Here is a 23882-nt window from a genome sequence, read left to right as displayed (position 1 = left end):
GAGTGCCGTGTTCGATCAGCAGTCCGGTGAGCAGGAAGAAGGACCGGAGTTCGGCTACGCGGTGGACGCCCGGCCGCTGTGGTCAGCCCTGGACTGGCAGGCCGAACAGGTCCGCGTCGTACTGCGCGCCGCGGGCTGCGCGGAGTACCCCGCCCACGCCGGGTTCTCGGTGGAAAGCCACGACCCGCTCACCGTCGGGATCTGCGACGACTTCACCGACCCCGCCCGGCAACCGGCCGCGCGCGCCCGCGCCGCCCAGGTGCTCACCGAGGCCGGCTACAGCATCGAGCCGCACCCCTACGACGAGGACGAGGAACTGCTGGCCGTCCGGCCCCCGGCCGGGCAGACCCCCACCGCGCCGGCCCGAGGAGAGCGAGGGCGGCATTGCCTGGAGTGCGGAGAGCCGATGACGGCGGTGGAAGCCGCCGCCTCGCAGACCCACACCTGGCACGGACGGTGCGCCGACTGCCAAGCCGAGCACCTCGCGCAAGCCGCCGACGCCGCAGACCAGGACTGACCGCCGCCCAACCGCGTCTACGCCAGCGGCGCCCGAGTCGAACGCTCGGGCGCCGTGGCATCCCCGCTCCGTCCAGCGACAACGATCACTCCGCGATCCCTTGCCGAATCTCTGTTTACCCCGTCGGCTATGAGCTTGCGGTGAGCGCGCGCCTGCGACCCGGCGTCTGCGGCCTGGCCAGCCGGCCGTCGGCGCCATGGACGCAAGGGCCGCCGGCCGACTTCCTGCGGTTCGGCTTCCAGTACTCCAACGGGCAAAAGGCCACCAACCAGGGCGGTGGAGCCCGTGTGGCCGACGCGGTCCCGGACCAGCCGATTCTGCAGCCCCTGGGAGTAAGCGGCCGCCGGCACGGAACCGACTGGCGGTACTGGGCGTGGCCCCTGCCTCCCGCAGGCCCGGTCTCCCTGATCTGCCAGTGGCCGGCTCCGCGGATCCCCGAGACCCACGCCGACATCGAAGCAGCGGTGATCTTGGACGCCGTCGACGACTGCATCGACCTCTGGCCACCTGGGTAACGAGCTGCCCGCCCCGGGCAGCGAGTCGGCCCCTTTGCGCGTAACTCAACGGGCGTAACTGACAACCGCGTTACTGCAGGTCAGGTATGTCCGAGCGAAATTTCCGAACAGTCACGGAATCTAGTAGCACTGCAACAAATGTGACCTACATCACGCAAGGACCGAGAGTCTGGATCTTGTGTCAAAAGTCTCGCTCTACTAATAATATCCGAGCATGATGCAAAGGTTTCACACGGTGACTTGACGATCACCCTACAAAATGCTTCGGAGGTCTTCTCTGTCGAATCCCCCCTTTTGGGGAAATGTCAGGACGCGCTCAGCCGCATATCCGTCGATCAAAAGGAGTGCAGACAACTTGCTTCGCCGATGGATCAAGAAGACGGCCCGGCTGGCGCCTGTGGCGGTAGCCGCCGCAGCCGGCTTCACCGCCTTGGCATCGCTGTCAACTCCGGCGCAAGCTTCCGGATGGAACGTCACAACCGGATCCGGGGCAGAATGCAAGGGAGGCGGCACCTACTGCCTCTTCTACCATGCCAACGCCTGGTTCGGCAGCAACAATGCGGTGTGGAGCTTCAACTACCGAGCCCCCGACCTCGGACAATGGCAGTTCGACCACTGCTCCCAAGGGGGCGATGGCAGTTGCGGCGGATACCACACCTACATCCGCAACAACGCCGCGTCGATGGCCGCCGTGGACTGCAAGGGCATGACAGTCTGGTACTCCCCGAACTTTACGGGAAACTTCAACTGGGTCAGGGGAGGCTCATGGGGGAACCTCAACAGCGCCCTCAGCAACAACGAGGCATCCACCTCCCGAGGCAACCTGTGCTGACAGACCGCCGATGCCCCGCCCCGTTCCCCCCAGCCGCAAAGGACGAGCTTTGACGAACGTGATGTCGCGACGTGCAGTTCTGTTCGCCGGAGGTGGCACCGCGGCAGCCGCCGCGGTCGCAGCCGCTTTCCTGGTGGCCGGCTCGGAGATCCCCGCCTCGGCGCACCCCGCCGAGGAGCCCTCCGTCACCGCGGTCTACACGCCCGCCGTCCACGCCAGCGCGATGCCCATGGACGCCTATCACCTCACCGGGGCGCAGGAAGCGGAGCTCAGCAACCAGCAGAACCTCATGAACCGCGCCTGCATGAAGTCGTTCGGGCTGTCCTATCTTCCGAACTACACCGACCGGACGAAGGTCATCACCGCGTCGTTCGCCGTCAACGACAGCCGCCGCTACGGGATCAGCGACCCGGTCGCGGCGAGCAGATTCGGCTACCACCTGCCCCCGCAGCCGGCCACCAAGTCCTCCGCCACCGGCGGCGAGTCCGACACCTCGCCGATGGCGATGTCGCCGGACAAGTACCAGGTGTTTACCGGAGCGCGGAAACCGTCGGCATCGAGTTCCGTGCAGGCCATGCCCGATATGCAGGCTCAGAAGGCCTCACCCGGCAGCTACCACGGCAAGGCGATCCCGGCTGGAGGATGCGCAGGCCAGACGAATCGCAAGCTGCTGCTCACCACCCAGACGCCCCAGGTGGCGAAGGCGAACCAACTCGCTGCAAACCTCAACCAGGACGCCTTCGGCAAGAGCATCCAGGACGCCAAGGCCGTCAAGGCCAACGGGGCATGGCGGAAGTGCATGACGGGCAAGGGCTACGGCCGCTACGCCAGTCCCCTCAAGGCCGCCGCCGCCTTCGATCTCAACCAGCCCCCGACCAAGGCAGAGATCGAAACGGCCGTCGCGGACGTCGCCTGCCAGCAGCAGGTGAACTACGTCTCCACTCTGACCGCCATCGAAAAGGGCTATCAGAAGCGAGCGATCGCCAAGCACACCGCCGGCCTCGCCCCCTTGAAGGCACAGGTGACCGAACAGTCCACGGCACTGACGAAGGCGATCCAGACCAGCCGCGGATAAGCTCGCGCTTCGGACCGGGCAGCATCGGCACGGCCGGCGGCGGCAACGGCGCTGGTCTACGGCCCGGTACCGCCACTGACGGTTCCAAAGCTCCTCAACCAAGATCCACTCAATGTGGGTTCTGGGCTCCCAGCACCCGGCTACGCCGCGGCGGCGCCGACTCCGCGCAAGTGCAATACCTGCTCGGGCACGCCTCGGTGGCCGCCTCGGGCCGGTACCTCCGGGCGGGCGCGGCCGAGGTCGCCGAGCTCGTCGGGGCCGCCTTCGACCGCTAACGTTAACGGCAACGGGGCCCCTGGTTGTCCAGGGGCCCCGTTCTGGTCTGGGGACGGATACCCAGTTTAAAAGCTGCTGCTGCCGGTCACGAACCGGCCCCGCGACCTCGGGCGCCGGATTATCCGGCCGGATTTTCACGGCTAAGCGGCCCCGCCGTGACGCTGCCGCCTCGCGACGGGCGCCGCCCGGTCGTGTGATGACTGGCCGGGCGGCGCTCGCCGCACTCCTGTCTACGACGGGACTGCCGGTTGTCGACAGGGGCGGATCAGGCCCTTCCCAGCGCAGTCCGGGCGGCCTGGAGAACCTGTCGGGTGTCGCCGGGCTTGCTGACGATCACCCAGGCCCGGTCACCCTCGAAGTTGAACCCGAAGGTGGCCCCGTCCGGCAGAGCGCCGGCCAAGGCGCCGCGCAGGTGGCCGTCGAGTTCGGACTTGGGCATCCAGACCGTCTCCTGCCCCGCGAACTGCTCATCGTCGGGGATGCCGTCTGGGGTCCCATCGGGAACGGCGGTCACGATCAGGCCCTTCCTACTTCTTCCACGTGGTCGACGCCAGGGCGCCGCACGCCTGGGTGGTCGCGGCCGTCTTGCAGCCGATCACCAGGAACCAGCCCCAGCGTCCGTTCTTGTAGGCGCACTGGTAGGTGTCCCGCGCCACTCAAGACGTTGATGTAGCGGGGGTATGGGACACCCAAGATGTGGATGGGTAACGAACTGGGGTTTGGGGGTTGTCCGTTTTCGTGTGCGACGGCAGGGTGAGCACGTCGTGAAAGGCCACGGCCCCCCGCCTGGTTGTGGCGCCGGAGCGGGAGGCCGTGTGGGTCGACGCTCGGAGGCGCCGATTGCACACGGTAGAAGCTGACGTCTGCTCCGTCGAACGGAGGCTGGCGTCAGGTGAGTTGGCCTGCCCGGAGTGCGGCGGTGTGCTGGCCCGGTGGGGGTGGGCGCGGGAGCGGGTGCTGCGCGGGCCGGGGTCGCAGCGAGTGCGGGTCAGGCCGCGCCGGGCCCGGTGCTCGGGGTGTGGTCGTTCGCATGTGTTGTTGCCGGTCGGGCTGCTGGTCAGGCGGGCCGATCAGGCGGTGGTGATCGGGGCCGCGCTGGAGGCCAAGGCGCGGGGACTGGGGCATCGGCAGATCGCCGTGGCGTTGGGCAGGCCGGAGACGACGGTGCGGGGCTGGCTGCGCCGGTTCGCTTCCTCGGCCGGGCCGATCCGGCAGAGGTTCACCTCGCTGATCGTGGCGGTCGCGGGCAGTTCCTCGCCGGTGCTGCCCGCGCCTGCCGGGTCGCTGTTGGGTGATGCGGTCGCGGCCGTGCTCGGGGCGGCGCGGGCGGTGGCGGGCCGGTTCGCCGGGCGGCCGGCGGTCGAGGTGTTGGTCAACACCGTGTCGGCGTGGTCGGTGGCCTGCGCTGTTACTGATGGTCTTCTCCTTGCTCCTCCCAGCGCAGCGGAGATGATCAACACCAGTTGGCCCTTGGGGGCGGTGATGTGACCGCGCGACCCTTCCCGGTGATCTTTGCTGCCGATCTTGAAGGAGGGGACCAGGGTGACCAAGGCCGACGACGAGGTGCGCCGGCGGGCGGAGCGCGCCCAGAAGGTGGGGTTGTGGCGTTACCAGCTGATCCGGGAGGCCGCCGACGAGGAGTTGAGCACCAAGCAGCGCGGTCGTCTGGTCCGCGCGCTGGCCGATAACACCCACGAGGGCCCGTTCGGGGAGCCGATCACGGTGTCTCGGGGAACGATCGACCGGTGGATCCGGGAGTGGAAGGCGGGTGGGTTCGAGGCGCTGGTCCCGGCCCCGCGCAACGTTCACCCGCGCATCCCCGAGCAGGTCCTGGACCTGGCGGCGGCGCTGAAGAGGGAGAAGCCCGACCGGACCGCCGCGCAGATCGTGAGGATCTTGAAGCAGACCTCGGGCTGGTCACCGTCCTCGCGGACGCTGATCCGCCATTTCGACCGGCTGGAGCTCAACACCCGCCCGGGCGGGACCGCACCCAAGTCGTTCGGCCGGTTCGAGGCCGCCCGCCCCAACGACCTGTGGACCGGGGATGCCTTGCATGGCCCGAAAGTCGCAGGTCGCAAGACGTTCCTGTTCGCCTTCATCGACGACCATTCACGGCTGCTGGTCGGATACCGGTGGGGCTACTTCGAGGACACGGTCCGCTTGGCCGCCGCCCTTCGCCCGGCGCTGGCCTCCCGGGGTGTTCCCTCCTGCCTCTACTTCGACAACGGATCGGCGTTCGTCGACGCGGCGACCAAGCGGGCAGCGGCCCGTCTCGGCATCAAGATCGCCCATTCCGCCCCAGGTCAACCGGAGGGCCGGGGGAAGATCGAGCGCTTCTTTCGCGGAGTGCGGCAGCAGTTCCTGGTCGAGATCGCCGCTGACGGGGAGACCTCGGGCACCAAGGTCCGCAACCTGGCCGATCTGAACCGGCTGTTCACCGCCTGGGTCGAGCAGGTCTACCACCAGCGGGTTCATTCCGAGACCGGGCAGGCTCCCATGCAGCGGTGGATGGCCGGGCAGGCCGACGCGCCGTTCCCGACCCCCTCGCCCGCGGCGCTGACCGAGGCGTTCAAGTGGAGCGAGATGCGGCTGGTCAGAAAGACCCGCACGGTTCAGCTGTTCTCCAACTACTACGAGGTCGACGCCGACCTGGTCGGCCGGACGGTCGAGCTGGTCTTCGACCCGTTCGACCTGGAGACGGTCGAGGTCCGCTGGAACGGCCGCCCGCACGGGATGGCGACCCCGCAGGAGATCACCCGCAACGCCCACCCCAAGGCCAAGCCCGAGACCCCGGCCGATCCGGCCCCGCCGACCGGCATCGACTACCTGCGGCTGGTCGAGCAGGCCCATGACCAGCAGGTCGCCTCCGGCATCAACTTCGCCGCCCTCGCCGCCCAGCGCTCCGACGACCAGAACGCCGCGACACAGCCTGACCTGGGCGGCGATCACCGTGTTGACGACGAATCAGCGGCAGGTGCTCCATGACGGCCACCAGCCCCGAACCGGCACAGCCCGGCGAACACGACGGCCAGGACCTCGCCCCGGACAGCCAAGCCGATGAACAGGCCGATGAACAGGCCAGCGAACCGGTCGGCGACCAAGCCCAGGCCTCTGCATCGGCCTCCAGCTCGGCCCCGACCACCAGCACCCAGACCGCGACCGCCGCCGCACCGCCTCGCAACCCCCAGCCCACCAGCGCCCGCCCGGCCCGGCCGGCAACGCCTGCCCGGCGGCGAGAAAGTGACGAGATCCCCCAGATGATGGACAAGCTGCAGGGCTACTTCGGGTTCTCCAAGACCCCGTTCGGGCGGGGCCTGGCCCCTTCCATGCTGCACCGCCACGCCGCCCACCAAGAAGCGATCGCCCGGATCACCTGGTGCGTCTCCGACCGGGCGCTCGGCGTCGTGACCGGTGAAGTGGGGGTCGGGAAGACCGCCGCCGCCAGGGCCGCGGTCGCCACCCTGGACCCGGCCCGGCACATCCCCATCTACATGGGAAACCCCGACGTCGGGGTCCGCGGCATCCACACCGCCATCGTCACCGCGCTCGGCGGAGTGCCCAAGAACAACAAGGCCTCCCTGATCCCCCAAGCCAGCGACATGCTCGCCACCGAACAGGCCGAACGGGGACGCACCCCCGTCCTGGTGCTCGACGAGGCGCACATGCTCGACCACGACCAACTGGAGTCGGTACGCATGCTCACCTTATGCCGGGCCCGCGATTATGCCGACGGTCGCCAGGGTGCCCTGGCGACCGTGTTCACGCGTGTCCGGTGAGCGGCATAATCACAGCCCTTCGAGGAAGGCGAGGAGCTTGTCGGGTGGCCGGTATCTGCCCGGCTTCATCGTCGGCGACGACGTTCGGGCCATGGCCTTTTCCTTGAGCTTGAGGTCGGCGTGGATATACGGCTGTGTCGATCGTGGGCTTTCGTGCCCGAGCCAAAGAGCGATGGTGACGGGGTCGACCCCGGCGTGCAGCAGGGCCATGGCGGCGGTGTGACGGAGCGTGTGCGGGGTGATGTGCTTGTCCCGGATCGACGGGCAGGCTGCCGCTGCGGCCGTAGCGTGCCGTTCGACCAGATCTTGGACAGCGTCGGAGGACAGTCGTCTCCCGGTCCTGGTCGGGAAGAGCGGGTCGGTGGTGTCGCCGGGCTGCTCGCGGAGCCAGGCGCGGATCACGGCGGCGACGCTGGTGGTGAGCGGGGTGATCCGGGACTTTCTGCCCTTGCCGTGGCAGCGGACGTTCGGTCCGGTCCCGGTGTGGACGTCGCCGCGGGTCAGGCCAGTGAGCTCGGTGACCCGCAGCCCGGTTTGGGCGGCAAGAGCGAGGAGCGCGCGGTCGCGGCGGCCGTGCCAGGTCAATGTGTCGGGGGCGGCGAGCAGAGCTGCGGTCTCGGCGGCGGTGAGGTAGGAGACGGAGCGCTTGCTGTGTTTCTTGGCGGGGATCGCGAGGACTTGGGCGATGGAGCTGGCGTGTTCGGGGTGGCGTAGAGCGGCGAATTTGAAGAACGACCGGATCGCGGCCAGCCTCGCGTTGCGGGTCCGGGCGGTGTTGCCTCGCTCCTGTTCCAAGTGCGTGAGGAATCCGCTGACCAGGCCGACGTCGAGGGCGGCGATGTCGAGGGCGGCCGGAGCGGTGCCTGTTCTCTGCAGGGTGTAGCCGAGGAACAGCCGCCAGGTGTCGCGGTAGGAGCCGATGGTGCGGGGGCTGGCTTGGCGCTGGCCCTGCATGTGCTGGGTGAAGAACGCCTCCAGCGTCGGGGCGAGGGCCGTCATGACGCGGCCTGCGTGTTCTCCAGCCGCTGCGCGGCCAGCGTGAGCAACTCGGGGACGGCATGCAGGTACCAATACGTCGAGACGGGGCTCACATGCCCGAGATAAGCCGACAGCAGCGGCAGCCTGGCCGCGACGTCACCGCCGTCGCGATACCAGCTGGCCAGCGTCCGGACCGCGAAAGTGTGTCTCAGGTCGTGGATTCTCGGAGGGTGCACGGCACTTGCGCCGATCCCGGTGAGGGCGATGATCCGTCGGAACTCGGTGTCGGCATGTTTCCCCAGGAGCCGGGTTCCATAGGCGGAGATGAACAGCGTCGGCGCTGCCGGCGCTGCCCGCGCCGGGCGTAGCCCACGGCGCCGTTCCCGGTAGTCGCGTAGTGCGGCGACGACGGTCTCATCGACCGGGATCCGCCGGGACTTGCCGAACTTGGAGTCCCGGATCGTGATCATCGCCTCGTCCAGGTCGGTGTCGGCGTCGTCCAGGCCGGTTGCCTCGCTGAGCCGCATGCCGGTGGAGGCGATCAGGCCGAACAGGGCGGGATAGGTGACGGTGGGCAGGTGCCAGCGGTGCTGCCCGGCCGCGTCGAGCAGCGTGCTGATCTCCTGGCCGGTGAAGATGTAGGGCTGGTGCCGGTTCCGGCGGGCATCCAGCAGCCCGGTCGGCGGCACCTCGGCCAAGGGGTCGGATGCGGCGAGGTAGCGGGCGAACCCGCGGGCCGCGTCCAGCCGCGCTTTCCACCGGTGCGGCTGCGTGGCCTGCGGCAGGATCGCCCATTCGACGGCTGCCTGCGTGGTCACGCTCGCCAGCCCGGCGTCCTCCAGATGGTCGGCGAGGCTGTCCAGCAGCGGCCCGTACTTCTCCATCTTGAAGCCCATCTCCCGGCGTAGGGCGAGATAGTCGCGGACCTGGCCGCGGAACCCGGTCACGGCGTCGCCCGCGGCCACGGGGCCATCACGGGGCCGAGCTCTTCGGGTTCAATGGTGCCGTACCGGGATGTCGTGGCCTCATGCTGGTGGCGCAGCAACTGGCTGATCTCCGATAGCGGCGCCCCGGCCCGCCGCATCGCCGTCGCCGCGACGTGCCGCAGCTGGTGCGCGCTGGCCGGCTCCAGCCCGGCCCGCAGGCAGGCCCGGCTCACGACATGGCCGACCGCCGATGGCGTGAGGGGCCCGTATGGGGCACGGACGTGCAGGAACAGCATCCTGCTCGCAGCATTCTGCGGGCGGGCATGGCGGCAGTAGTCCGCGATCGCCGCCCCGACGTCGGGCGGCAGCGGGAACCGCTCGTCGTGTCCGCCTTTGCCGCGGACCAGGATCTCCCCGGCCCGCCAGTCGATATCACCGACCCGGGCCGCAGCGGCTTCCCCGGCCCGCAGCCCGAGCCGGGACAACAGCATCAGGATCGCGTAGTCACGGCAGCCGGCGTGCGCGCTCCGGTCGCAGGACGCCAGGATCGCGGCCACGTCGCCTGGACGGATCCGGCGGGTCAGCGGCGGCCGGTGCCAGCCCGCCGCCGCGGGAGCGGCCCCGTCCATCGGATCGGGGATCCGGCCGCGCAGATGCAGGAACCGCAGCAGCGAGCGGATCGCGGTCACCTTGTTCTTCAAGGATCCGGTCCCGCACCGCCTGCTCTCGGCGATCACGAACGACCGGACGGCATCGGCCGTCAAGGCGGTCAGGAGGCCGTCGTCGCCGGTCGGCAGCGAGTCCAGGAACCGTTGCGCGGCCGCGGCGTATAGGGCCACGGTCAGCGGCCGTAGGCCGCGCTCGCCAGCGAGGTAATCGGCGAACTCGCTCACCAGGATCCCGGCCTCGTCACCCGGCCTGGTCAGCGCCGGCGGTGGAGCTGCCCCAGCATCGTGGAGGAAGGACAACAGCGGAGCCATGCTTCGCATGCTGCGGAAACGTGCCCGGCCCCTGGATCTGCGGTCCTTCACAAACGCGGACGCGTTCGCATCCGTCAGGACGGACGCGTCCAGCCCGTGCGAATCAAGCCACCTGCTGACGTCCGCGAGTAGGTGCAGGTAGAACATCTGGGACCACGGCGAGTACCCCTGGGCGGCCAGCGCCGCCTGAAACCCGTCCGCATGCGCGGCCAACGGCCCGGAAACCCTGACTCGAGAAGGACCATGAGCAACCACAGCGACTCCTCTCCCGCGCGCCCCCTTCGGGCGCCGCTGTCACAAGAGTCGCTCGCCGCACTCGTTAAGTCACTCACGGGAACCGCCCGAAAATTATGCCGATACAGTTCGCCGTGAACCGGTTGCAAAACCGGGCAGTCCATGCAGGTCACCGGCATAATCGCGGGCCCGGCATAAGGTGAGTTATCCCGGCGCCGGGATAACTCACCAACTTCGACATGGACTCCACCAGCCCGTTCGCCACGCTGCTGATCGGCCAGCCGACCCTCAAACGCAAGATCAAGCTCGGCGTCCTGGCCGCCCTGGACCAGCGCATCTCCGTCCGCTTCCACATGACCGGCATGACCACCGAAGAGACCGCCGACTACATCCGCCACCACATGACCCTCGCCGGCCGCTCCGATCCCCTGTTCTCCGACGACGCGGTCGCGCTGGTCCACGAGACCGCGCGCGGTTACCCCCGCTCGGTCAACAACCTCGGGCGCCTCGCCCTCATGGCCACCTACGCCGCCGGCAAGACCATCGTCGACGAATCCGCCGCCCGCACCGCCGTCAACGAATCAGCCGCGACAGACTGAACACCACCGCGCCACCCTGCACACCACGACCCCGTCAGGACGCTCCGGCGGGGTCGTTCCACATCCGATCGTGCTCAACGACCGTGTCACCTTCGTGAACATCTTGAGTGACCGCGCACACCCGTAAGCCTGCTCGATCTCCGGGACATAGTCGGCCAGCCGCGCTGCGGCCTGCTGCAGGTACCCGCTGCCCGCGTCCGCCTTGCAGGGCTCCTCGAACGCGCCCGCGAAGCTGATCGGCCGGGCCGACCGGATCTTCACCACGACCGCGTCCGGGACGGTGTGGTTGCCGAAGGTGTTGACCTTCCCGGTGGGCATCGAGGTGATGAAGCCCTGCACGAACGCCTCCACGGCCCGGCGGACCGGCTCGGTCACCGGCTCGTCGTCGCGCAGGCCCTTGCCGAGGTTGCCGCGAAGCTGGTCGACGTCGAGGGCGGCGTAGCGGTAGAGGGTGGCGGAGTTGAACTCCACGGTCCCGATCATGCCCGCGCCCAGGTCGTCGTCCTCGCGTTCCTTGTGGTCGTCGACTGCGGTGTAGTAGTCCGACTCGTTCTCGACCTGGTGGACGCTGAGGGCGTGCGCGACCTGAGCGGCGGCGTCGACGTTGATGTCGGCGCCGTCGGCGACCATCCGCCCGAACAGGGCGATGTCGACCGAGTGGCGGGCGTTGGCGATCTGCTTGGCGCGCGCCTTGTTGTCCTTGTCCTTGAAGAAGGTCGTGATGTCGTCGCGTCCGTCGACGGCGAGTTCGGCGAGCCCGTCGAGCTGGCGTGCGCTGAGGAACATCAGGTACTTGGCCTCCGGCGCTGCGGCCGGCGCGTCGTCGTCCTTGGCGCCGCCGCGGCGCTTGGGCACCTCGATCTTGGAGCCGGTCGCGTTCTGCACGGTCTCGGCGGCGAGGTTCCACGCGGTTGGCTCGTCGATGGAGGCGTCCAGCCCGCGGATGCGGTCGGAGAGCAGTTCTGCGACGCGCTTGGTGCGCACGCCCAGCTCGCTGGGGTCGAGGAGGTCGTGGAAGCTCTTGCGGGTGGCGCGTTTCCACGCCTGGCTGGACACCCGTGCACGCCGAACTCCGCCGTAGACCGCGGTCTTGGGCGTGCCGGTGTCGTCCCGGTTGAGGTTGCTCGGCGGGACGCTCTGCAGCACGTGCAGGTCGATGATGGTACGAGTCATGTGACGTCCTTGTCGGTCGTGGCCTCGTCCTGCGGTGTCCGCCCGGACTGGTCCGCCTGTGCCGGCTGAGCTTGGTCGCCGTTGCCGCGGGGCGGGCGGTAGGTGTGGAAGCTGCGGCCCCACTGCTGGCGGATCCTTTCGAGACCCTCCGGGGTATGGGCCTGGTAGAGCTGTCGAGCCAGCAGCGCATAGTCCAGCGGGATCGACTCCCGGCGCAGCAGCGAGACGATCTCCCGGAGCCGGTAGGCCAGCGCCTCCAGGCTCCCTGCCGTTCCCACGCGGACGAACCGCCGCCGGATCGGCTCGTCGATCTCACCCCGCGGCATCAGCCGACGCACGGCCGCGCCGAGCTCGACACCGGAGGCGTGCATTCTCTGGTTGGGGCGCGACTGCTGGTGCAGCGCGAACAACGTCACGGCCAGAAAGGCCGCGGCCTCGGCTCGGGTCGCCTGCACATCGCTGAGCGACTGCTCCTGATAGAGCCGCTCGGCTCCCGTCAGCCCCCACAGCTCCGGAACTTCCTTCGGGAGCTTGCCTGCTCCGCGCCGTAGTTGCGCGAGACGGCCCACGGCCGCGCTGGTGTCGCGTAGGTAGCCCTCCTGCAGCTCAGAGACGAACTCTCCGACGACTTGGTGCACCAGATCGGATACCTGGAGACGTCCGTCCGGAAGGGTGGCGGTCATCTGCTTGCCTCCAAGGATTCGACGGGGGCCCGCCCCGTCAGCTCGTCGGACTCGCCTTCAGGGGCGGGGGCCGGCCCGGGCAGCGCATTGCGGAGCCGGTAGCGGAAGGTCGCATCGGCGCGCGGTGCGCTCAGCCACAACTCCTGTCCCTTGCCGGTCTGGATGACGCGGCCTTCCCATGCGCCCTCGCCCGCGTCGGCCACCTCTTGATCACCGAGACGGGCCAGGAGCTTCCTCGCCTCGTCCTGCCAGGCCGCCCGCTGCTCCTGGGGTGTCTTTCGCGGGTCCAGCGCGGCGAGCCATTCGCGGAAGGGGCCATCCAGCAGGCCGTAGCCCTGATGCGTGGCGCGGGCACGGGCCGGCTCGGGATCGGCGCCGATCGCGCGGGCGAGGTCGGCGGCCAGATCGCCCAGCACGCCGACTCCGGTGTCGGCATCGGCGACGGCGTCGATGGCTGCTTGGCCGAGCCGGGTGTCGCGCTCGTGCAGCAAGACCACCGGCATCGCGATCGAGTCGTCCACCATCTCGTCGATCACCGACTGCTGCGTGCCGTACTCGGCCGCCACCAGCCGCGCCCGGACGAGGTAGTTCGGCTCGAAGTCGCCCTCGACCGTGAGGCGGGCGACCCAGTCCAGTATTCGCGGCCGCACGACGGAGGCAGCCTCGTTGCGCTGCTCGTAGCCGGGGGCACGTCCTGCGACCAGCGCTCCGAGCCCCCGCCACGCACTCCTGCTCGAATCGTGCTCGCGCGGCAGGTACACCTGCGCCAGGTCCAGCTTCTTCTCCTGGACGGGGCTGCGCCGCCAGCCGGTCATCGGCTCGCGCTGATGCAGATTCCGAGGGCTCAGCGGGTCGCCATAGGCCAGCACCACACCGTGGACGCCGTCCCGGTCGTACGCCAGCCGGACCCGCCTGGACTGCCAGGTGTACAGGTCCCGCACGCCCGCCGGGCGCCTGCTCAACTCCAGCGCGCCGGTCTCTGCGGGGCCTGACGGCTCGCGCCGCCACGCGGGACGGTCCTCAGCGGCGTCGATCCGCAGATTGTCGGTGTCGAAGGCGACCAGGTTGAGCAGCAGCGTCTCGCCCAGGTTCGCGCCTTCGACGAAGACACCGCCCAGATTCCCGGCCCAGCCGACACCGAGCGGATACACCTTGCCCTTCTTGGCCCTGGTGTCGCCCACCGCTCCGGTCTTGATGCCGGACGTGTCGTAGGCGTGCGCGTGCACGACCCACCTGGCGGCTTCGGCGAACGACAGGCGCTGTGCCCCTCGGGCACGCATGGTGAAGAACTGGCTCCCGTTAGGGACATCGGCTACCAGCCGATCCAGGGCGAAGACCTCGTCCTTGGCGGTGCGAAGCCCGGCCGTCTGGAAGAACGGCGCCTGCGGATGCAGCAGGTCGAACCGCCCCCGATGCCGGTCGAGGTAGGCGGCGATCCCGCCTGGCCCGTCGACGGGGAGCCCTTCCTCCCACAACTGCTGCCACGCGTCGAGATCGGCAGGCCCGTCGATCGTGTCGTGCAGCACCGCCAGCACGAGGCGCAGCAGTGCGAACTCCTGGGTGGGGACATCACCGACCAGCCGCCGTACCGTGTCGGCCTGAGCGAACAGATCCAGCAGCGACACCTCGCCCTCGGTGCCGTCATCTCGCAGCACCAGCAGCCATGGCTCGCGGGTCAGGTCGAAGGACATCGCCGGAACATCACTGGACACGGGTCACCTCAAGGCCGTCGGCTTCGGTGTAGCGCAGATCGAAGCCTGCCAACCGGGTCTGACAGTTCTCGTCAAGCATCAAGATCAGCTCCCCGGCCAGCCAGTGGCTCTCTTTTGACTGCCACGCGGGCACGCACTCGGCCTCCAACTCATCGATGGCGCGGTCGAGGACCTCCGGAATCGAGAACTGGAACGGCAGCCTCAGCCCGCACGCCGCCACGGTCTGCGCCACCTCCCACGGCGGAGGCGCCTCGGTCGGTACTTCCCGGCCGCCTTGCCCGTCCTCCAACCAGGGCAACGTCCGGACGATGCCGTCGGCCAACCGTTGGACGACCAGCACCTCCAGCGACTCGCGGCTGTCGCGCACCTGGGCGCGGCCCGCTCTGGTGTCGTCGGCGTCGCCCACACCCGCATCGACCCACCCGATCAACGCGCGGCCGGGCTTGCCCACATCGTTGATCTGGAAATCCTGGGCCTTGCCACGTTGCTTCTCCTGGTGCAGCAGATGCGCCTCGTATGCCTGCTCCATCGCGTCCTGCCAAGCAGGCGGCCCCGCCGGGCTCGTCCCGTACGCGCTCTGCACCAGCGGACTGATGTCCTCCGGCAAGCGGACCACGTTTCCCGTCGGGGCCGTGCCGGCCAAGTACGGCTCCAGCACTGCGGCAGACCGCAGCAACGCATGCAACCGATAGACACGCTGCGACGCCTTGACCGGCTCGGCAGGCACCGCATCCCAATCCGCGCCCGTGACCAGACACCGGGGGACGCGCACACCTGCCGGTCGCTCACCGCGTACGTGCCGATGCAGCCGCCCGATCCGCTGCAACAGCAGGTCGATCGGGCACAGATCCGTGACGAGGAGATCGAAATCGATGTCCAACGATTGTTCTGCGACCTGGCTCGCCACCACGATGTGCTTCACCGGACGCTCGCCTGCGCTGTCCTCCGGCGGCCCGAACCGCCTCAATAGGTCGGCGTCTTTCCGAGCTCGGTCCAAGTCGACGAAACGGGCGTGGGCCACAGTGACCTCGTCCACCCCGAACCGGCTCCGCAGGAACTGCGCGGTCTCCAGCACCCGCCCCACCGTGTTGCGGACGACCAACGCGCAACCGCCGTCCGCGAGGTCGTGTTCCAACCGGTCGGCCAGTTCGGAGAGATCGTCGCCCAGACGCTCCACATGCACATCGGTACGTCGCCCCGACGGTGCCACCGTCTCGACCAACGGCACGGCCCCGCGTTCGATCGCGGTCAGCAGCGGATAACCCCCGGCCGTCTGCACGTCCGCCATGCCGTGGCCGCCCTGCCCGGCGTACGCCTCGGCCAGCGCACAACGCCGCCCCGCCGGCAACGTCGCCGACAGCACCACCACAGGAACCGCGTAAGCGCCCAGCCAGGACAGCACCCGGTCCAGATAGGAGTTCATGTAGGTGTCGTACGCGTGAGCCTCGTCGATGATCACGACCTTGCCCGCCAGCGCCAGATGCCGTAGCGCCAGATGCCTGCTCTTCAACCCCATGAACAACAGCTGGTCGACCGTCCCGACCACGAACGACGACAGCATCGCCTTCTTGCGGCCATGCAGCCACTGATGCGCCACCAGCTCAGCCGACTGCGCGAGCCGATCGTCCCGTGCCCGCCACTCGTCGTCCTCGCCATCGAGCTCGACCCCGACGACCCGCCGTCCCGCCCGCACCAACTCACCGAAGTCGTCGTTCAGCGCCGCCTTCGAGTGCGCCAGCGTCACCGACCGCGGCCCCGCCCCCTCCGCGTCCGGGACCCGCCGCAGCCACCGCAACAACCGAGGGAACATCGCATTGCCCGTGGCCATCGTCGGCAACGCCACGAACACCCCGCCCGCCCCCGAACGCGCCGCGAACACCTCGGCGACAGCCAGCGCCGCCTCCGTCTTCCCCTCACCCATCGGGGCCTCAATCACCATCAGTCCCGGCTTGGACATCCGCCGCGCCAGTTCCACACTCCGCGCCTGGACAGGACGAACGCTGGCCCCTGCCGGCAGAGTAAAGCGCGACGAGAACAACTCATCCGCAGCCATAACCGGCTCTACCGGTCGCCATGGCGCCGGAAGGGCAAGCCCCTGCCACGCCGCCTTGACGCGCTCCTCGTCGCTCGGAGATCCGCCGTCGAAAAAGTACGGAAACAGGTCGGAGTTACTGGCGATCCAATCAGCGACAATGACCAACCCGGTCAACGCCACCTGCGCCGACTGCGAGAGCTTCACCTGCCGCCACTCAGACAGCCGGTCATCGACACCGCACATCTCCGCGCAAGCGTCCAGAATCTCCTTCTGAACGCTCCGCCAAACCGACTCACAGCCCGGCGTCCACAACAGATCAGGATGCACATTCAGGTCGCGAATACCACTAAACGTTGGCGGCACCCCATGATGCCCACCGGCAACGATCGTGAACGGCAGCGTCGCTGACCGAGACCAGCCACGCCCGATCAACCACTCCTGCAGGAGCACCTGCCCAGCCAGCCCATGCGGCGCGACCCGTCGATCGTTCAGCCGCTTGAGCGTGGGCATGTCCAGCCCCGCCCCGCGCATCCGGTCAGCCAGTGACTCCACCTGGCAAGCGAACGCGGGCGTCGCCTTACCAATGTCATGAGTCGTCGCCAACCACACCGCCAGCCGACGAGCATCTTTAACACTGCCAGGAAGCTGATCGGCCACTACCATGCGGCACTGATAAGGCGCCCAGAAATCCCACAACAAACCGGCGACGGCACCACTATCCGCGAGATGGCACCACAAGGGCAGCCAGCCGTCTGTTCTGCGATCATGCTTAGCCCAAATCGACCTGGCCGCCTCTGATACCTGCTCACGGAGCCATGCACCGTCCGATCTTCCGAAGAGCACAGCAAGGATCTAACACCAGATCGCCGACAAACTCGGCAAAACCGGCAAGTAACAACGAGCCACGGTCGGGTCGCTGGCAATTGACGATCAGCGCTAGCTCGTCAATGACCAGGCAGGACTGGCCGCCCGAACTTGCGCAAGCCAACAGTGCGGCCACAAAGGGCCACGTCGAGTGCGGGCGTCCGCGCGCTCCATGTATGCCTTGCTCAACACTTACGGGCCCGGCAACCTGGAAGCACTCCAACGCTTAGGATGCCGACGAGTCTCAAATGTCCGATTCTCAACAAGTGCTCAGAAACGGCCGTACCTTGAGCTAAAACCCCAGGTCGGGCAGTCTGCTCCCCGCGCATGCGGGGATGGTCCCTCCTGGGTGCGTTGACCGTCCGGGCCCGGCCCCTGCTCCCCGCGCATGCGGGGATGGTCCCCGCTCCGTCCAGCCCCCGGCCCCGACCGGGGGCTGCTCCCCGCGCATGCGGGGATGGTCCCCGGTCGCGGGAGCACTGGAAGGTGTCGGGCATCTGCTCCCCGCGCATGCGGGGATGGTCCCGAGATCACCGGGGACGCGATCCGCGTCGAGCTCTGCTCCCCGCGCATGCGGGGATGGTCCCCCGGCCGCCGCGCCCGCTTGGCCCTGCCCCACCTGCTCCCCGCGCATGCGGGGATGGTCCCACGAATCCCTGCGCGACCGCGAACGGCACTTCCTGCTCCCCGCGCATGCGGGGATGGTCCCATGGTCGCCACCGCCAACGCCATGCGTTCGTGCTGCTCCCCGCGCATGCGGGGATGGTCCCCGCTGTACCCGCCGCGCGTCCGCTCCGGCGGCCTGCTCCCCGCGCATGCGGGGATGGTCCCAGGTGCTCATGGCGCGGCCAGACCTGGCGGGGCTGCTCCCCGCGCATGCGGGGATGGTCCTGCGGACGGTCTGGGAGCTGGACCCCGCCCCCTCTGCTCCCCGCGCATGCGGGGATGGTCCCTGCACCTCCACGGGGTTCACGGCCACGGCCACCTGCTCCTCGCCCACGCGGGGATGGTCCCTGCACGGCGGGCTCCGGGTCGACTGCCACTCCCTGCTCCCCGCGCACGCGGGGATGGTCCCTCCACCGGGCCGGTGGTGTCGGCGCGGAGGATCTGCTCCCCGCGCACTCGGGGATGGTTCCACGAATCCCACCGGCCGGCTGCCGTGCGAGTCTGCTCACCGCGCATGCGGGGATGGTCCCAGCTCAGGCCCGATCGGCATGCCCTCGGCGGGCTGCACCCGCGCATGCGGGGATGGTCTTGCGGAATGGGCAGTATCGGGGTGGCGGCCAGCTGCTCCTCGCACGCGGGAGGTCTCTTTGGCGCGGCGAGCAACCTGTCGTCCAGGCCTGCTCGCGCGCGGCGCCGACCCTTGGTGGGGGGGAGACGCGGTCAGTCGGGTGCCCACCCCTTGGGGCATCGGCCGGGCACAGCGATGGCGTAGCCACCGCTGCCGAAATAGCCGACGGCCGTACCCGGAAGCTCTGACGCGCGTGGTTCTCGCGACGTCGAACTGGAATGGCCGTGGGTTCGGAAGCTGAGCAGGTTTTCCGTTGGCCTAGTGTCCTAGTGGTCGTGCTGAGGCCTGGGCGGCAAGGGTTCGGAAGGCGCTGCGGGTGAGGAGGAGCTTCGGGCCGTCGGGGTTCTTGGAGTCGCGGACGGCGATCAGGCCGGGGAGACTGGCGACCTCGATGCAGTCGCTGCCGCTTGCGCTGCTCTGGCTTGCCTTGCGCCAGCGGGCCTTCGAAAGGTCAGCGTGGAGACTCATCGGATTGCCGATACTCCTTGGCGATGTCGGCGATCAGCGTCGCCGAGTCGCCCTCGGAGAGTGCCTGATCGCAAATGCGGTCAAACCTCACATTACAGCGGTTCACCTGGCCGACATCTTCGAGGTAGATCTCGCCACCCATGCCTTCGAGGTAGGCGACGTCCTGGTCCTCACCGTCCGCGAAGCTGAGGACGACGAAGGGGCCGTCCATCCCGGCGTGTTCTCCGATGGAGACGGGCATGATGCGCACGCTGATGTTCGGCCTGTTCGCAGCTTCGATCAGGGCGTCCAGCTGCCGTGCCATGACATGGGCGCCGCCGACGGGGCGTCGGAGGACTGCTTCGTCCAAGACGACGTCATAGGACGGAGCGTCCTGTCGCTCAAGGATCGCGCGGCGCGCCATGCGGGCCTGGAGCCGGCGGAGCAGCACGTCCTCGGGGTCGTCGGGGGAGAGGATGCGGATGAGGGCAAGGGCGTAATCGCTGGTCTGGAGCAGGCCGGGGATGAATTGGACCTGCCAGCTGCGGATCGAGGTGGCATCGTCCTCCAGTTCGGCGAAGGATCCCGCGAGGACGTCGTTGAACGCCGACCACCAGCCCCGCCTGCGGATGTCCCGCGCAAGCTGCATCAGAGCGAGCTTCTGGGCTTCGCTGCCGCCGTACAGGTCGAGCATCGCCTCCACGTCAGCGGGCTTGGGGCGTGTCTTCGCCGTTTCGAAACGGACAAGCTTCGGACGGCTCCAGCTCAGCGCGGCGGCAGCGCGTTCCATCGACAGGCCTGAGTTCTCGCGCGTCTGGCGGAGCTGGCGAGCGAGCCGTCGGTGCCTGACGGTTGGACTCTGTGCGTTCGTCACATCGCCCAGTGTTGCACGCAATGCGATCAAGTTCCTTGCCCTTCGAACAGTTCAAAGGAATCTGAACAAGTGCATAGACAGCAGCCGTCGTTCGGGTGATGATGTGTGACGGACGCTTCACACGGCGTGCACGATGGAGGATCGCCGCCGCGCCAAGAGAACCGTCCGGCTCCCGGAGTCAAGCTGACCGGAGAGGTTGAGGCGGTCCCGGGCCGGTGTGGCACCACCGGCCCGAGACCTTGATCGGACGCAGGAGGTCCGACCCATGCATGATCGTACGAACGCGCCCCCGTCCATGGCGACGTCATCCGCCACAATGCACGCCGTAGCCGACCGTCCCAGTGGGCCTCTCGCCGCCATGACGACGGCGCAGGACCCGTGGGCTATTTCCGAGGTGGACCCTGACCAGGCGATTGTCGACCTTGGGCACCGCTTCCCCGGTGTGGTGGCATGGTTCGGTGAGTACACCGGGCGGTACTGGGCTCTCGCCCGTGGCCTTGACGGTCGGCAACGCCTGCTCGAGGCGGAAACCCCCGGAGAACTGAGCCGGCGGCTCGAGTACCTCGGCCCCCGCACGCCGCAGATTCACCCCTATGGGAGTGCGTCGCGAGCCTGCATGCGCCCCGTCAGCCGCCCGGACGCTCCACGGATGCGCGCGGACGCATGCGCGCAGTACTCCGTCCGACGTCGCCCGATGTGGCGGAAGCGGCACCGTGCCACCTCCCCAACGCGGGACGGGAGCGGACGATGCTGAGCGGTAGGCCCGCTGACATCCCCATCGGCGGAGCCTGCGCGTTCCAGCTTCCTGCTGACCCGACCTGCGCCTCCCGCTCCCGCTCGTTGCTGGCCGCGACGATGCGCGAGCTGCACCTGCCGCCCGGACTGATCGAGGATGCCAAACTCGCGGTTTCCGAGCTCGCGACCAATGCCCTCAACCACGCGCCGTCGCCCTGGTCCAATGGCATGGCCTTTCCGGAGTTGTGGGTATGGGCACGCACTCGTCCGGCTCCCGAATTGGTCGTCTCGGTCTTCGACGCGCACCGCGAGGTGTGGCCGGTCAGTACCGATACTGACCTTCTCGACGACCACGGCAAGGGCCTGGCCATCGTCGCCGCGCTCGCCTCTCACACCGGTGCCCACTGGACCAGGGCACGCTTCAGATCATCCTGCACAGGCAAGCGCGTCTGGTTCGCGGTCGCGCTCCCAACGCCATGGCCGAAGGCCGACCAGATCGTTCCGCCGGCGACGGCGGCACGCGGCCTCTCGGAGGTACTGCGCGCTCGCGGCGTCGGGGTCGTTCGTCGCACCGATGAGGCAGGAATATCGATCCTCGCCACCGGTGACCTGAATATCTGGGTCGAGCCGAAAGCCTTCTCATGGCGGGCTGGCACGAACTACCTCCGTCAGCCCCTGATTGACCTCCAAGAAACCGCCGAGTGCATCGTCAGCCACCTCGAAGGCCATCGCTGACGTGAAAGCCGCCGGGCTATCAGACATTCATGCCCGGCCTGCCAAGCCCCGGGGACGTGGCGTCCTCTCCCGTGCGCCACGTCCCCGGCCCGCGCCTACCTATATGAGGACCGCCGCCCATGCACAGCGCCCCCGACCGCCACGCTCGCTTGTCACAAGCCGTCGACACGATGGCCAACGCCGCCCGAAGGGCCGACCGCCGGAGCATCGGCCGCAACCTCAAGAAAGTGGCGAACCAGCTCGATTACCACAGCCTCGAATTTCTTTGCCGCGCGCCTGACCTGGTTCTCGTGCTCTGCGAGGCTCTCACCGCGGTACTGGAAGTCCATCGGCACCCTGCCGACTCGCACCCTCGCCGAAAGAACGAGGAACGCTGGAACCATCCATGCGGCACCATCCGTCAGCTCGAAGCCGTTCTCGGCGAAACGCGAGCGGCACAGACAATCTCCATTGACGCGGCGGAAGCCTGGCGTCGCGCCCGTCGTCACCTGTCCGCCCGTGTCGAAGAGCCCGTCTTCATCCATATTCAAGAATTCGAGGATGGCTTCCTGGCCCTCCCCATTCAGGTGGCGATCCCAGAACCCGCCACCATTCCGACGATCGAGACCCCGACCGCGCTTGTCATCGACAAGGCGACGGGTGCTGTCACCCGCTGGCCTCTGCTCGCTCTTCCGCTCCTGGAACGGCAGTACCGCCGCTACCAGTGCGGGCAACCCATGACTTTCGATGACCTCTCTTAGCTGCCGAGCCGACATTCGACGTCATCGAAGCTCTCCCTCAGTGCAGTGAGCTTAGATCTGTATCGGACCTCGTCTTCTATGCCGATGTACAGGTCGTTGCTGGAGTCGGTTTGATGTCAATGCCCAGTTGAGAGCACTTGGCCGTGTTCGAGGTAGCGGGCGGTGGCGTCGTGGTGGGCGGCGTGGGCGTGGACGAGGCGGCGGGCCAGGCGGGGGATGGTCAGGTCGTGGATCTGGGTGATGTCGTGGAATTGGTAGCCGACTAGTTCGTCGGGGTCGAGGCGGATGGCGTTGAGTTGGTCGGGTGTGAGGGTGCCGCCGTCGAACAGGAAGAGGATCTTGTCGCCTTCGGTGTCGTTAGGGGCCCAGTCGGCGACCAGAAGCCGGCCGATCGGTGGGCGGATGCCGAGTTCTTCGGCGACCTCGCGTGCTGCGGCCTGGCGAGGGGTTTCGCCGTGTTCGACGTAGCCGCCGGGGATGTCGCGGTAGTCCTTGTAGGAGGGGTCGACCAGCATGATGCGGTCGTGGTCGTCGAAGAACAGGACACCTGCCGCCGCGCGGGCGCGGGTGAAGCTCGCTGCCGGGTCATCGGTCACAGCAGTGAGGGTAGGAGATAGGGCTAGATGATGTTCATGCGGCGGGCGAGATCGGCCAGGAGGCGGCTGCGTCGGCCGGTGGTGGTGTCGCGGAGTTGGTGGACGAGCTGGCGGCTCATGACGTGGGCGTGGACCTGTTCGGCGGCGCGGCGTTCGGCGGTGAGGAGTTCGCCGATGGCTTCGTCGATCTTGTTGCGGGCGCGGTAGGCGTTGACGACTTCGAGGCTGTGGCGGGCGGCTCGTTCGGCTGGCAGGTGGGCGGTGTCGATGCCGGGGATGAGGTCGAGTGCGGTGGGGACGTCGCCGAGGGCCATGGCGGTGGTGACGCGGTGGATGCGTACGTTGGTGGGGCCGAAGGCGGTCCACAGGTGGTTGGCGTCGGCACCGAGTTCCTCGGCTATCTGTTCGGCGCGCGCGAGGTAGTCGTTGGCGACGGTGCGGTTGCTGGCTCGGGCGGCGGCGACGGCGCCGGGGAGAAGCAGGGTGCCGTGGATTGACAGCAGTGTGGGTGAGCGGTGCGCGTTCTGGCGTTCAAGGTATTCGGATGCGGTCTGGGCCATGGCGGTGGCTTCGTCGAGGCGGCCTTGGGATTGCAGGGCGTGGATGACCGAGCGGAACAGGGATCCGATGACGATGGGGTCGCCGGTGCGTTCAGCCATGGTGAGTCCGCGTTGGGCGGCGATCCAGGCGAGGTCGGTCTCGCCGAGTTTGGTGAGGATCATCGCTGCGGATTGGTTGGCCAGTGCGGCGAGCAGGTCCGCTTCGGGCTGGTGCTGGGCCTGTGCCTCTCGGGTGGCGAGGTTGGTCTGGGTGAGCAGTTCCGGCAACCGGGCCAGCATCTGTGCGTAGCGCGATTGCTGGTAGGCGGTCATTACCTCGGCGACGTCCCGGCGGAGGAAGTCGATGCGAGGCGTTTCCGGCTCCGCGTCGAGGGCGGCCAGCAGCGGCGATAGCTGCCGGTAGTCGGTGAGGGCGGAGCGGACCGGACCGACGTCGAGTGCGGACGGTTCTGCGCGGGTCGGTGTGCTGGGCTGCGGCCCGATGATGTCGAAGACCGAGATGCGCAGGGCGTCGGCGAGGGCTCGGATGACCGAGAGTCGGTCCAGTGGTGCGCGGTCGTTCTCGATCTTGCTGAGCCAGTCCTCGGTTCGTCCGATCAGGCCGGCCAGGACCTCTTGGGGCATGCCGCGCCGGACGCGATTCCAGGCCACCCGCTGCCCGGGTGACAGGTCTTGCCAGTGATCGCTCATCACGGATCTCCGCCGAGTGACCCCGGATTTTCTTTC

At 68.4% G+C, this 23882-nt stretch carries 23 protein-coding genes and 1 CRISPR repeat array; of the genes, 10 read left to right on the top strand and 13 right to left on the bottom strand.

Annotation, left to right across the window (positions count from 1 at the left end; translation table 11 throughout):
- The first annotated feature begins 7 nt into the window (after positions 1 to 7).
- From QP089_RS02350 to QP089_RS02335, 4 genes are all read left to right on the top strand, one after another.
- Positions 8 to 517 (top strand): hypothetical protein, encoded by a 510-nt coding sequence (locus QP089_RS02350; RefSeq protein ID WP_285909484.1) that lies wholly within the window; start codon positions 8 to 10, stop codon positions 515 to 517.
- Positions 518 to 657: 140 nt separating this feature from the next.
- Complete coding sequence (locus QP089_RS02345; protein WP_285909483.1) at positions 658 to 1032, top strand: hypothetical protein; 375 nt, start codon at positions 658 to 660, stop codon at positions 1030 to 1032.
- 355 nt (positions 1033 to 1387) lie between these two features.
- Positions 1388 to 1864: a hypothetical protein gene (locus tag QP089_RS02340; protein ID WP_285909481.1), complete on the top strand. Its 477-nt coding sequence runs from the start codon at positions 1388 to 1390 to the stop codon at positions 1862 to 1864.
- A 49-nt stretch (positions 1865 to 1913) separates the two neighbouring features.
- Positions 1914 to 2939 (top strand): hypothetical protein, encoded by a 1026-nt coding sequence (locus QP089_RS02335; RefSeq protein WP_285909478.1) that lies wholly within the window; start codon positions 1914 to 1916, stop codon positions 2937 to 2939.
- A gap of 541 nt (positions 2940 to 3480) precedes the next feature.
- Here QP089_RS02335 and QP089_RS02330 read toward each other — a convergent pair.
- Positions 3481 to 3729: a hypothetical protein gene (locus QP089_RS02330; protein ID WP_285909477.1), complete on the bottom strand. Its 249-nt coding sequence runs from the start codon at positions 3727 to 3729 to the stop codon at positions 3481 to 3483.
- 13 nt (positions 3730 to 3742) lie between these two features.
- Positions 3743 to 3871 (bottom strand): hypothetical protein, encoded by a 129-nt coding sequence (locus QP089_RS02325; RefSeq protein WP_285909476.1) that lies wholly within the window; start codon positions 3869 to 3871, stop codon positions 3743 to 3745.
- A 136-nt stretch (positions 3872 to 4007) separates the two neighbouring features.
- On the opposite strand from QP089_RS02325, the gene QP089_RS02320 reads away from it, so the two are divergent.
- From QP089_RS02320 to QP089_RS02310, 3 genes are read left to right on the top strand one after another with little or no spacing between them, the layout of a single operon-like run.
- Positions 4008 to 4703, top strand: coding sequence for a DUF6431 domain-containing protein (locus QP089_RS02320; RefSeq protein WP_353070430.1), 696 nt, complete (start codon positions 4008 to 4010; stop codon positions 4701 to 4703).
- A 54-nt stretch (positions 4704 to 4757) separates the two neighbouring features.
- Positions 4758 to 6200 carry a DDE-type integrase/transposase/recombinase gene (locus tag QP089_RS02315; protein WP_285909474.1) on the top strand — a complete coding sequence of 481 codons (1443 nt, stop codon included), beginning with the start codon at positions 4758 to 4760 and terminating at the stop codon, positions 6198 to 6200.
- Positions 6197 to 6991, top strand: coding sequence for an AAA family ATPase (locus QP089_RS02310; protein ID WP_285909472.1), 795 nt, complete (start codon positions 6197 to 6199; stop codon positions 6989 to 6991). Before QP089_RS02315 ends, QP089_RS02310 begins: the two co-directional genes overlap by 4 nt.
- Before the next feature lie 9 nt (positions 6992 to 7000).
- Here QP089_RS02310 and QP089_RS02305 read toward each other — a convergent pair whose 3' ends face one another.
- From QP089_RS02305 to QP089_RS02295, 3 genes are read right to left on the bottom strand one after another with little or no spacing between them, the layout of a single operon-like run.
- On the bottom strand, positions 7001 to 7990 hold the full coding sequence (locus tag QP089_RS02305; protein WP_285909471.1) for a tyrosine-type recombinase/integrase: 990 nt from the start codon (positions 7988 to 7990) through the stop codon (positions 7001 to 7003).
- Positions 7987 to 8934: a tyrosine-type recombinase/integrase gene (locus QP089_RS02300; RefSeq protein WP_285909469.1), complete on the bottom strand. Its 948-nt coding sequence runs from the start codon at positions 8932 to 8934 to the stop codon at positions 7987 to 7989. Before QP089_RS02300 ends, QP089_RS02305 begins: the two co-directional genes overlap by 4 nt.
- Complete coding sequence (locus QP089_RS02295; protein WP_285909468.1) at positions 8913 to 9875, bottom strand: tyrosine-type recombinase/integrase; 963 nt, start codon at positions 9873 to 9875, stop codon at positions 8913 to 8915. The genes QP089_RS02300 and QP089_RS02295 overlap by 22 nt, the downstream gene beginning before the upstream one ends.
- A gap of 473 nt (positions 9876 to 10348) precedes the next feature.
- On the opposite strand from QP089_RS02295, the gene QP089_RS02290 reads away from it, so the two are divergent.
- Positions 10349 to 10708: an ExeA family protein gene (locus tag QP089_RS02290; RefSeq protein ID WP_285909467.1), complete on the top strand. Its 360-nt coding sequence runs from the start codon at positions 10349 to 10351 to the stop codon at positions 10706 to 10708.
- Here QP089_RS02290 and cas7e read toward each other — a convergent pair.
- From cas7e to QP089_RS02260, 6 genes are all read right to left on the bottom strand, one after another.
- The gene (cas7e, locus tag QP089_RS02285) at positions 10691 to 11881 is read right to left on the bottom strand and encodes a type I-E CRISPR-associated protein Cas7/Cse4/CasC (protein ID WP_285909465.1); all 1191 of its coding nucleotides are present in this window, start codon (positions 11879 to 11881) and stop codon (positions 10691 to 10693) included. The two genes, QP089_RS02290 and cas7e, sit on opposite strands and share 18 nt — an antisense overlap.
- Positions 11878 to 12564 carry a type I-E CRISPR-associated protein Cse2/CasB gene (gene casB, locus QP089_RS02280; RefSeq protein ID WP_285909464.1) on the bottom strand — a complete coding sequence of 229 codons (687 nt, stop codon included), beginning with the start codon at positions 12562 to 12564 and terminating at the stop codon, positions 11878 to 11880. The genes cas7e and casB overlap by 4 nt, the downstream gene beginning before the upstream one ends.
- Positions 12561 to 14255 carry a type I-E CRISPR-associated protein Cse1/CasA gene (gene casA, locus QP089_RS02275; protein ID WP_285909463.1) on the bottom strand — a complete coding sequence of 565 codons (1695 nt, stop codon included), beginning with the start codon at positions 14253 to 14255 and terminating at the stop codon, positions 12561 to 12563. The genes casB and casA overlap by 4 nt, the downstream gene beginning before the upstream one ends.
- A gap of 10 nt (positions 14256 to 14265) precedes the next feature.
- Entirely contained in the window at positions 14266 to 17154 is a 2889-nt protein-coding gene (cas3, locus tag QP089_RS02270) for a CRISPR-associated helicase Cas3' (protein ID WP_446474000.1), read from the bottom strand.
- Between the two features lie 335 nt (positions 17155 to 17489).
- Positions 17490 to 18371: a CRISPR direct-repeat array (repeat unit 29 nt; unit sequence CTGCTCCCCGCGCATGCGGGGATGGTCCC).
- A 356-nt stretch (positions 18372 to 18727) separates the two neighbouring features.
- Positions 18728 to 18937, bottom strand: a complete 210-nt coding sequence (locus QP089_RS02265) for a DUF397 domain-containing protein (RefSeq protein WP_285909461.1) — start codon at positions 18935 to 18937, stop codon at positions 18728 to 18730.
- Positions 18921 to 19820, bottom strand: a complete 900-nt coding sequence (locus QP089_RS02260) for a helix-turn-helix domain-containing protein (protein ID WP_285909460.1) — start codon at positions 19818 to 19820, stop codon at positions 18921 to 18923. The genes QP089_RS02265 and QP089_RS02260 overlap by 17 nt, the downstream gene beginning before the upstream one ends.
- 717 nt (positions 19821 to 20537) lie before the next feature.
- Between QP089_RS02260 and QP089_RS02255 the strand changes: the two genes are divergently transcribed.
- Positions 20538 to 21260 carry an ATP-binding protein gene (locus tag QP089_RS02255; RefSeq protein ID WP_285909459.1) on the top strand — a complete coding sequence of 241 codons (723 nt, stop codon included), beginning with the start codon at positions 20538 to 20540 and terminating at the stop codon, positions 21258 to 21260.
- Between the two features lie 119 nt (positions 21261 to 21379).
- Positions 21380 to 22000 carry an SUKH-4 family immunity protein gene (locus tag QP089_RS02250; RefSeq protein ID WP_285909458.1) on the top strand — a complete coding sequence of 207 codons (621 nt, stop codon included), beginning with the start codon at positions 21380 to 21382 and terminating at the stop codon, positions 21998 to 22000.
- A gap of 116 nt (positions 22001 to 22116) precedes the next feature.
- On the opposite strand, the gene QP089_RS02245 is transcribed toward QP089_RS02250, so the two are convergent.
- Positions 22117 to 22596, bottom strand: a complete 480-nt coding sequence (locus QP089_RS02245; protein ID WP_285909457.1) for an NUDIX domain-containing protein — start codon at positions 22594 to 22596, stop codon at positions 22117 to 22119.
- A 23-nt stretch (positions 22597 to 22619) separates the two neighbouring features.
- Complete coding sequence (locus QP089_RS02240; protein ID WP_285909456.1) at positions 22620 to 23846, bottom strand: helix-turn-helix domain-containing protein; 1227 nt, start codon at positions 23844 to 23846, stop codon at positions 22620 to 22622.
- Positions 23847 to 23882: the final 36 nt, after the last annotated feature.

Origin of the sequence: Actinomadura opuntiae (genome assembly GCF_030283205.1) — a bacterium.
Lineage (GTDB): Bacteria > Actinomycetota > Actinomycetes > Streptosporangiales > Streptosporangiaceae > Spirillospora.
The sequence above is the reverse complement of the archived record's forward strand: the minus strand, read 5'-3'. Positions and strand labels throughout refer to the sequence as shown.

Bases quoted from the DNA above. Each gene is read 5' to 3' on its own strand.
- QP089_RS02310 (WP_285909472.1), top strand. From the start codon at position 6,197: ATGACGGCCACCAGCCCCGAACCGGCACAGCCCGGCGAACACGACGGC.
- QP089_RS02305 (WP_285909471.1), bottom strand. From the start codon at position 7,990: ATGACGGCCCTCGCCCCGACGCTGGAGGCGTTCTTCACCCAGCACATG.
- QP089_RS02295 (WP_285909468.1), bottom strand. From the start codon at position 9,875: ATGGCTCCGCTGTTGTCCTTCCTCCACGATGCTGGGGCAGCTCCACCG.
- QP089_RS02290 (WP_285909467.1), top strand. From the start codon at position 10,349: ATGGACTCCACCAGCCCGTTCGCCACGCTGCTGATCGGCCAGCCGACC.
- cas7e (WP_285909465.1), bottom strand. From the start codon at position 11,881: ATGACTCGTACCATCATCGACCTGCACGTGCTGCAGAGCGTCCCGCCG.
- casB (WP_285909464.1), bottom strand. From the start codon at position 12,564: ATGACCGCCACCCTTCCGGACGGACGTCTCCAGGTATCCGATCTGGTG.
- casA (WP_285909463.1), bottom strand. From the start codon at position 14,255: ATGTCCTTCGACCTGACCCGCGAGCCATGGCTGCTGGTGCTGCGAGAT.
- QP089_RS02265 (WP_285909461.1), bottom strand. From the start codon at position 18,937: ATGAGTCTCCACGCTGACCTTTCGAAGGCCCGCTGGCGCAAGGCAAGC.
- QP089_RS02255 (WP_285909459.1), top strand. From the start codon at position 20,538: ATGCTGAGCGGTAGGCCCGCTGACATCCCCATCGGCGGAGCCTGCGCG.
- QP089_RS02250 (WP_285909458.1), top strand. From the start codon at position 21,380: ATGCACAGCGCCCCCGACCGCCACGCTCGCTTGTCACAAGCCGTCGAC.
- QP089_RS02240 (WP_285909456.1), bottom strand. From the start codon at position 23,846: ATGAGCGATCACTGGCAAGACCTGTCACCCGGGCAGCGGGTGGCCTGG.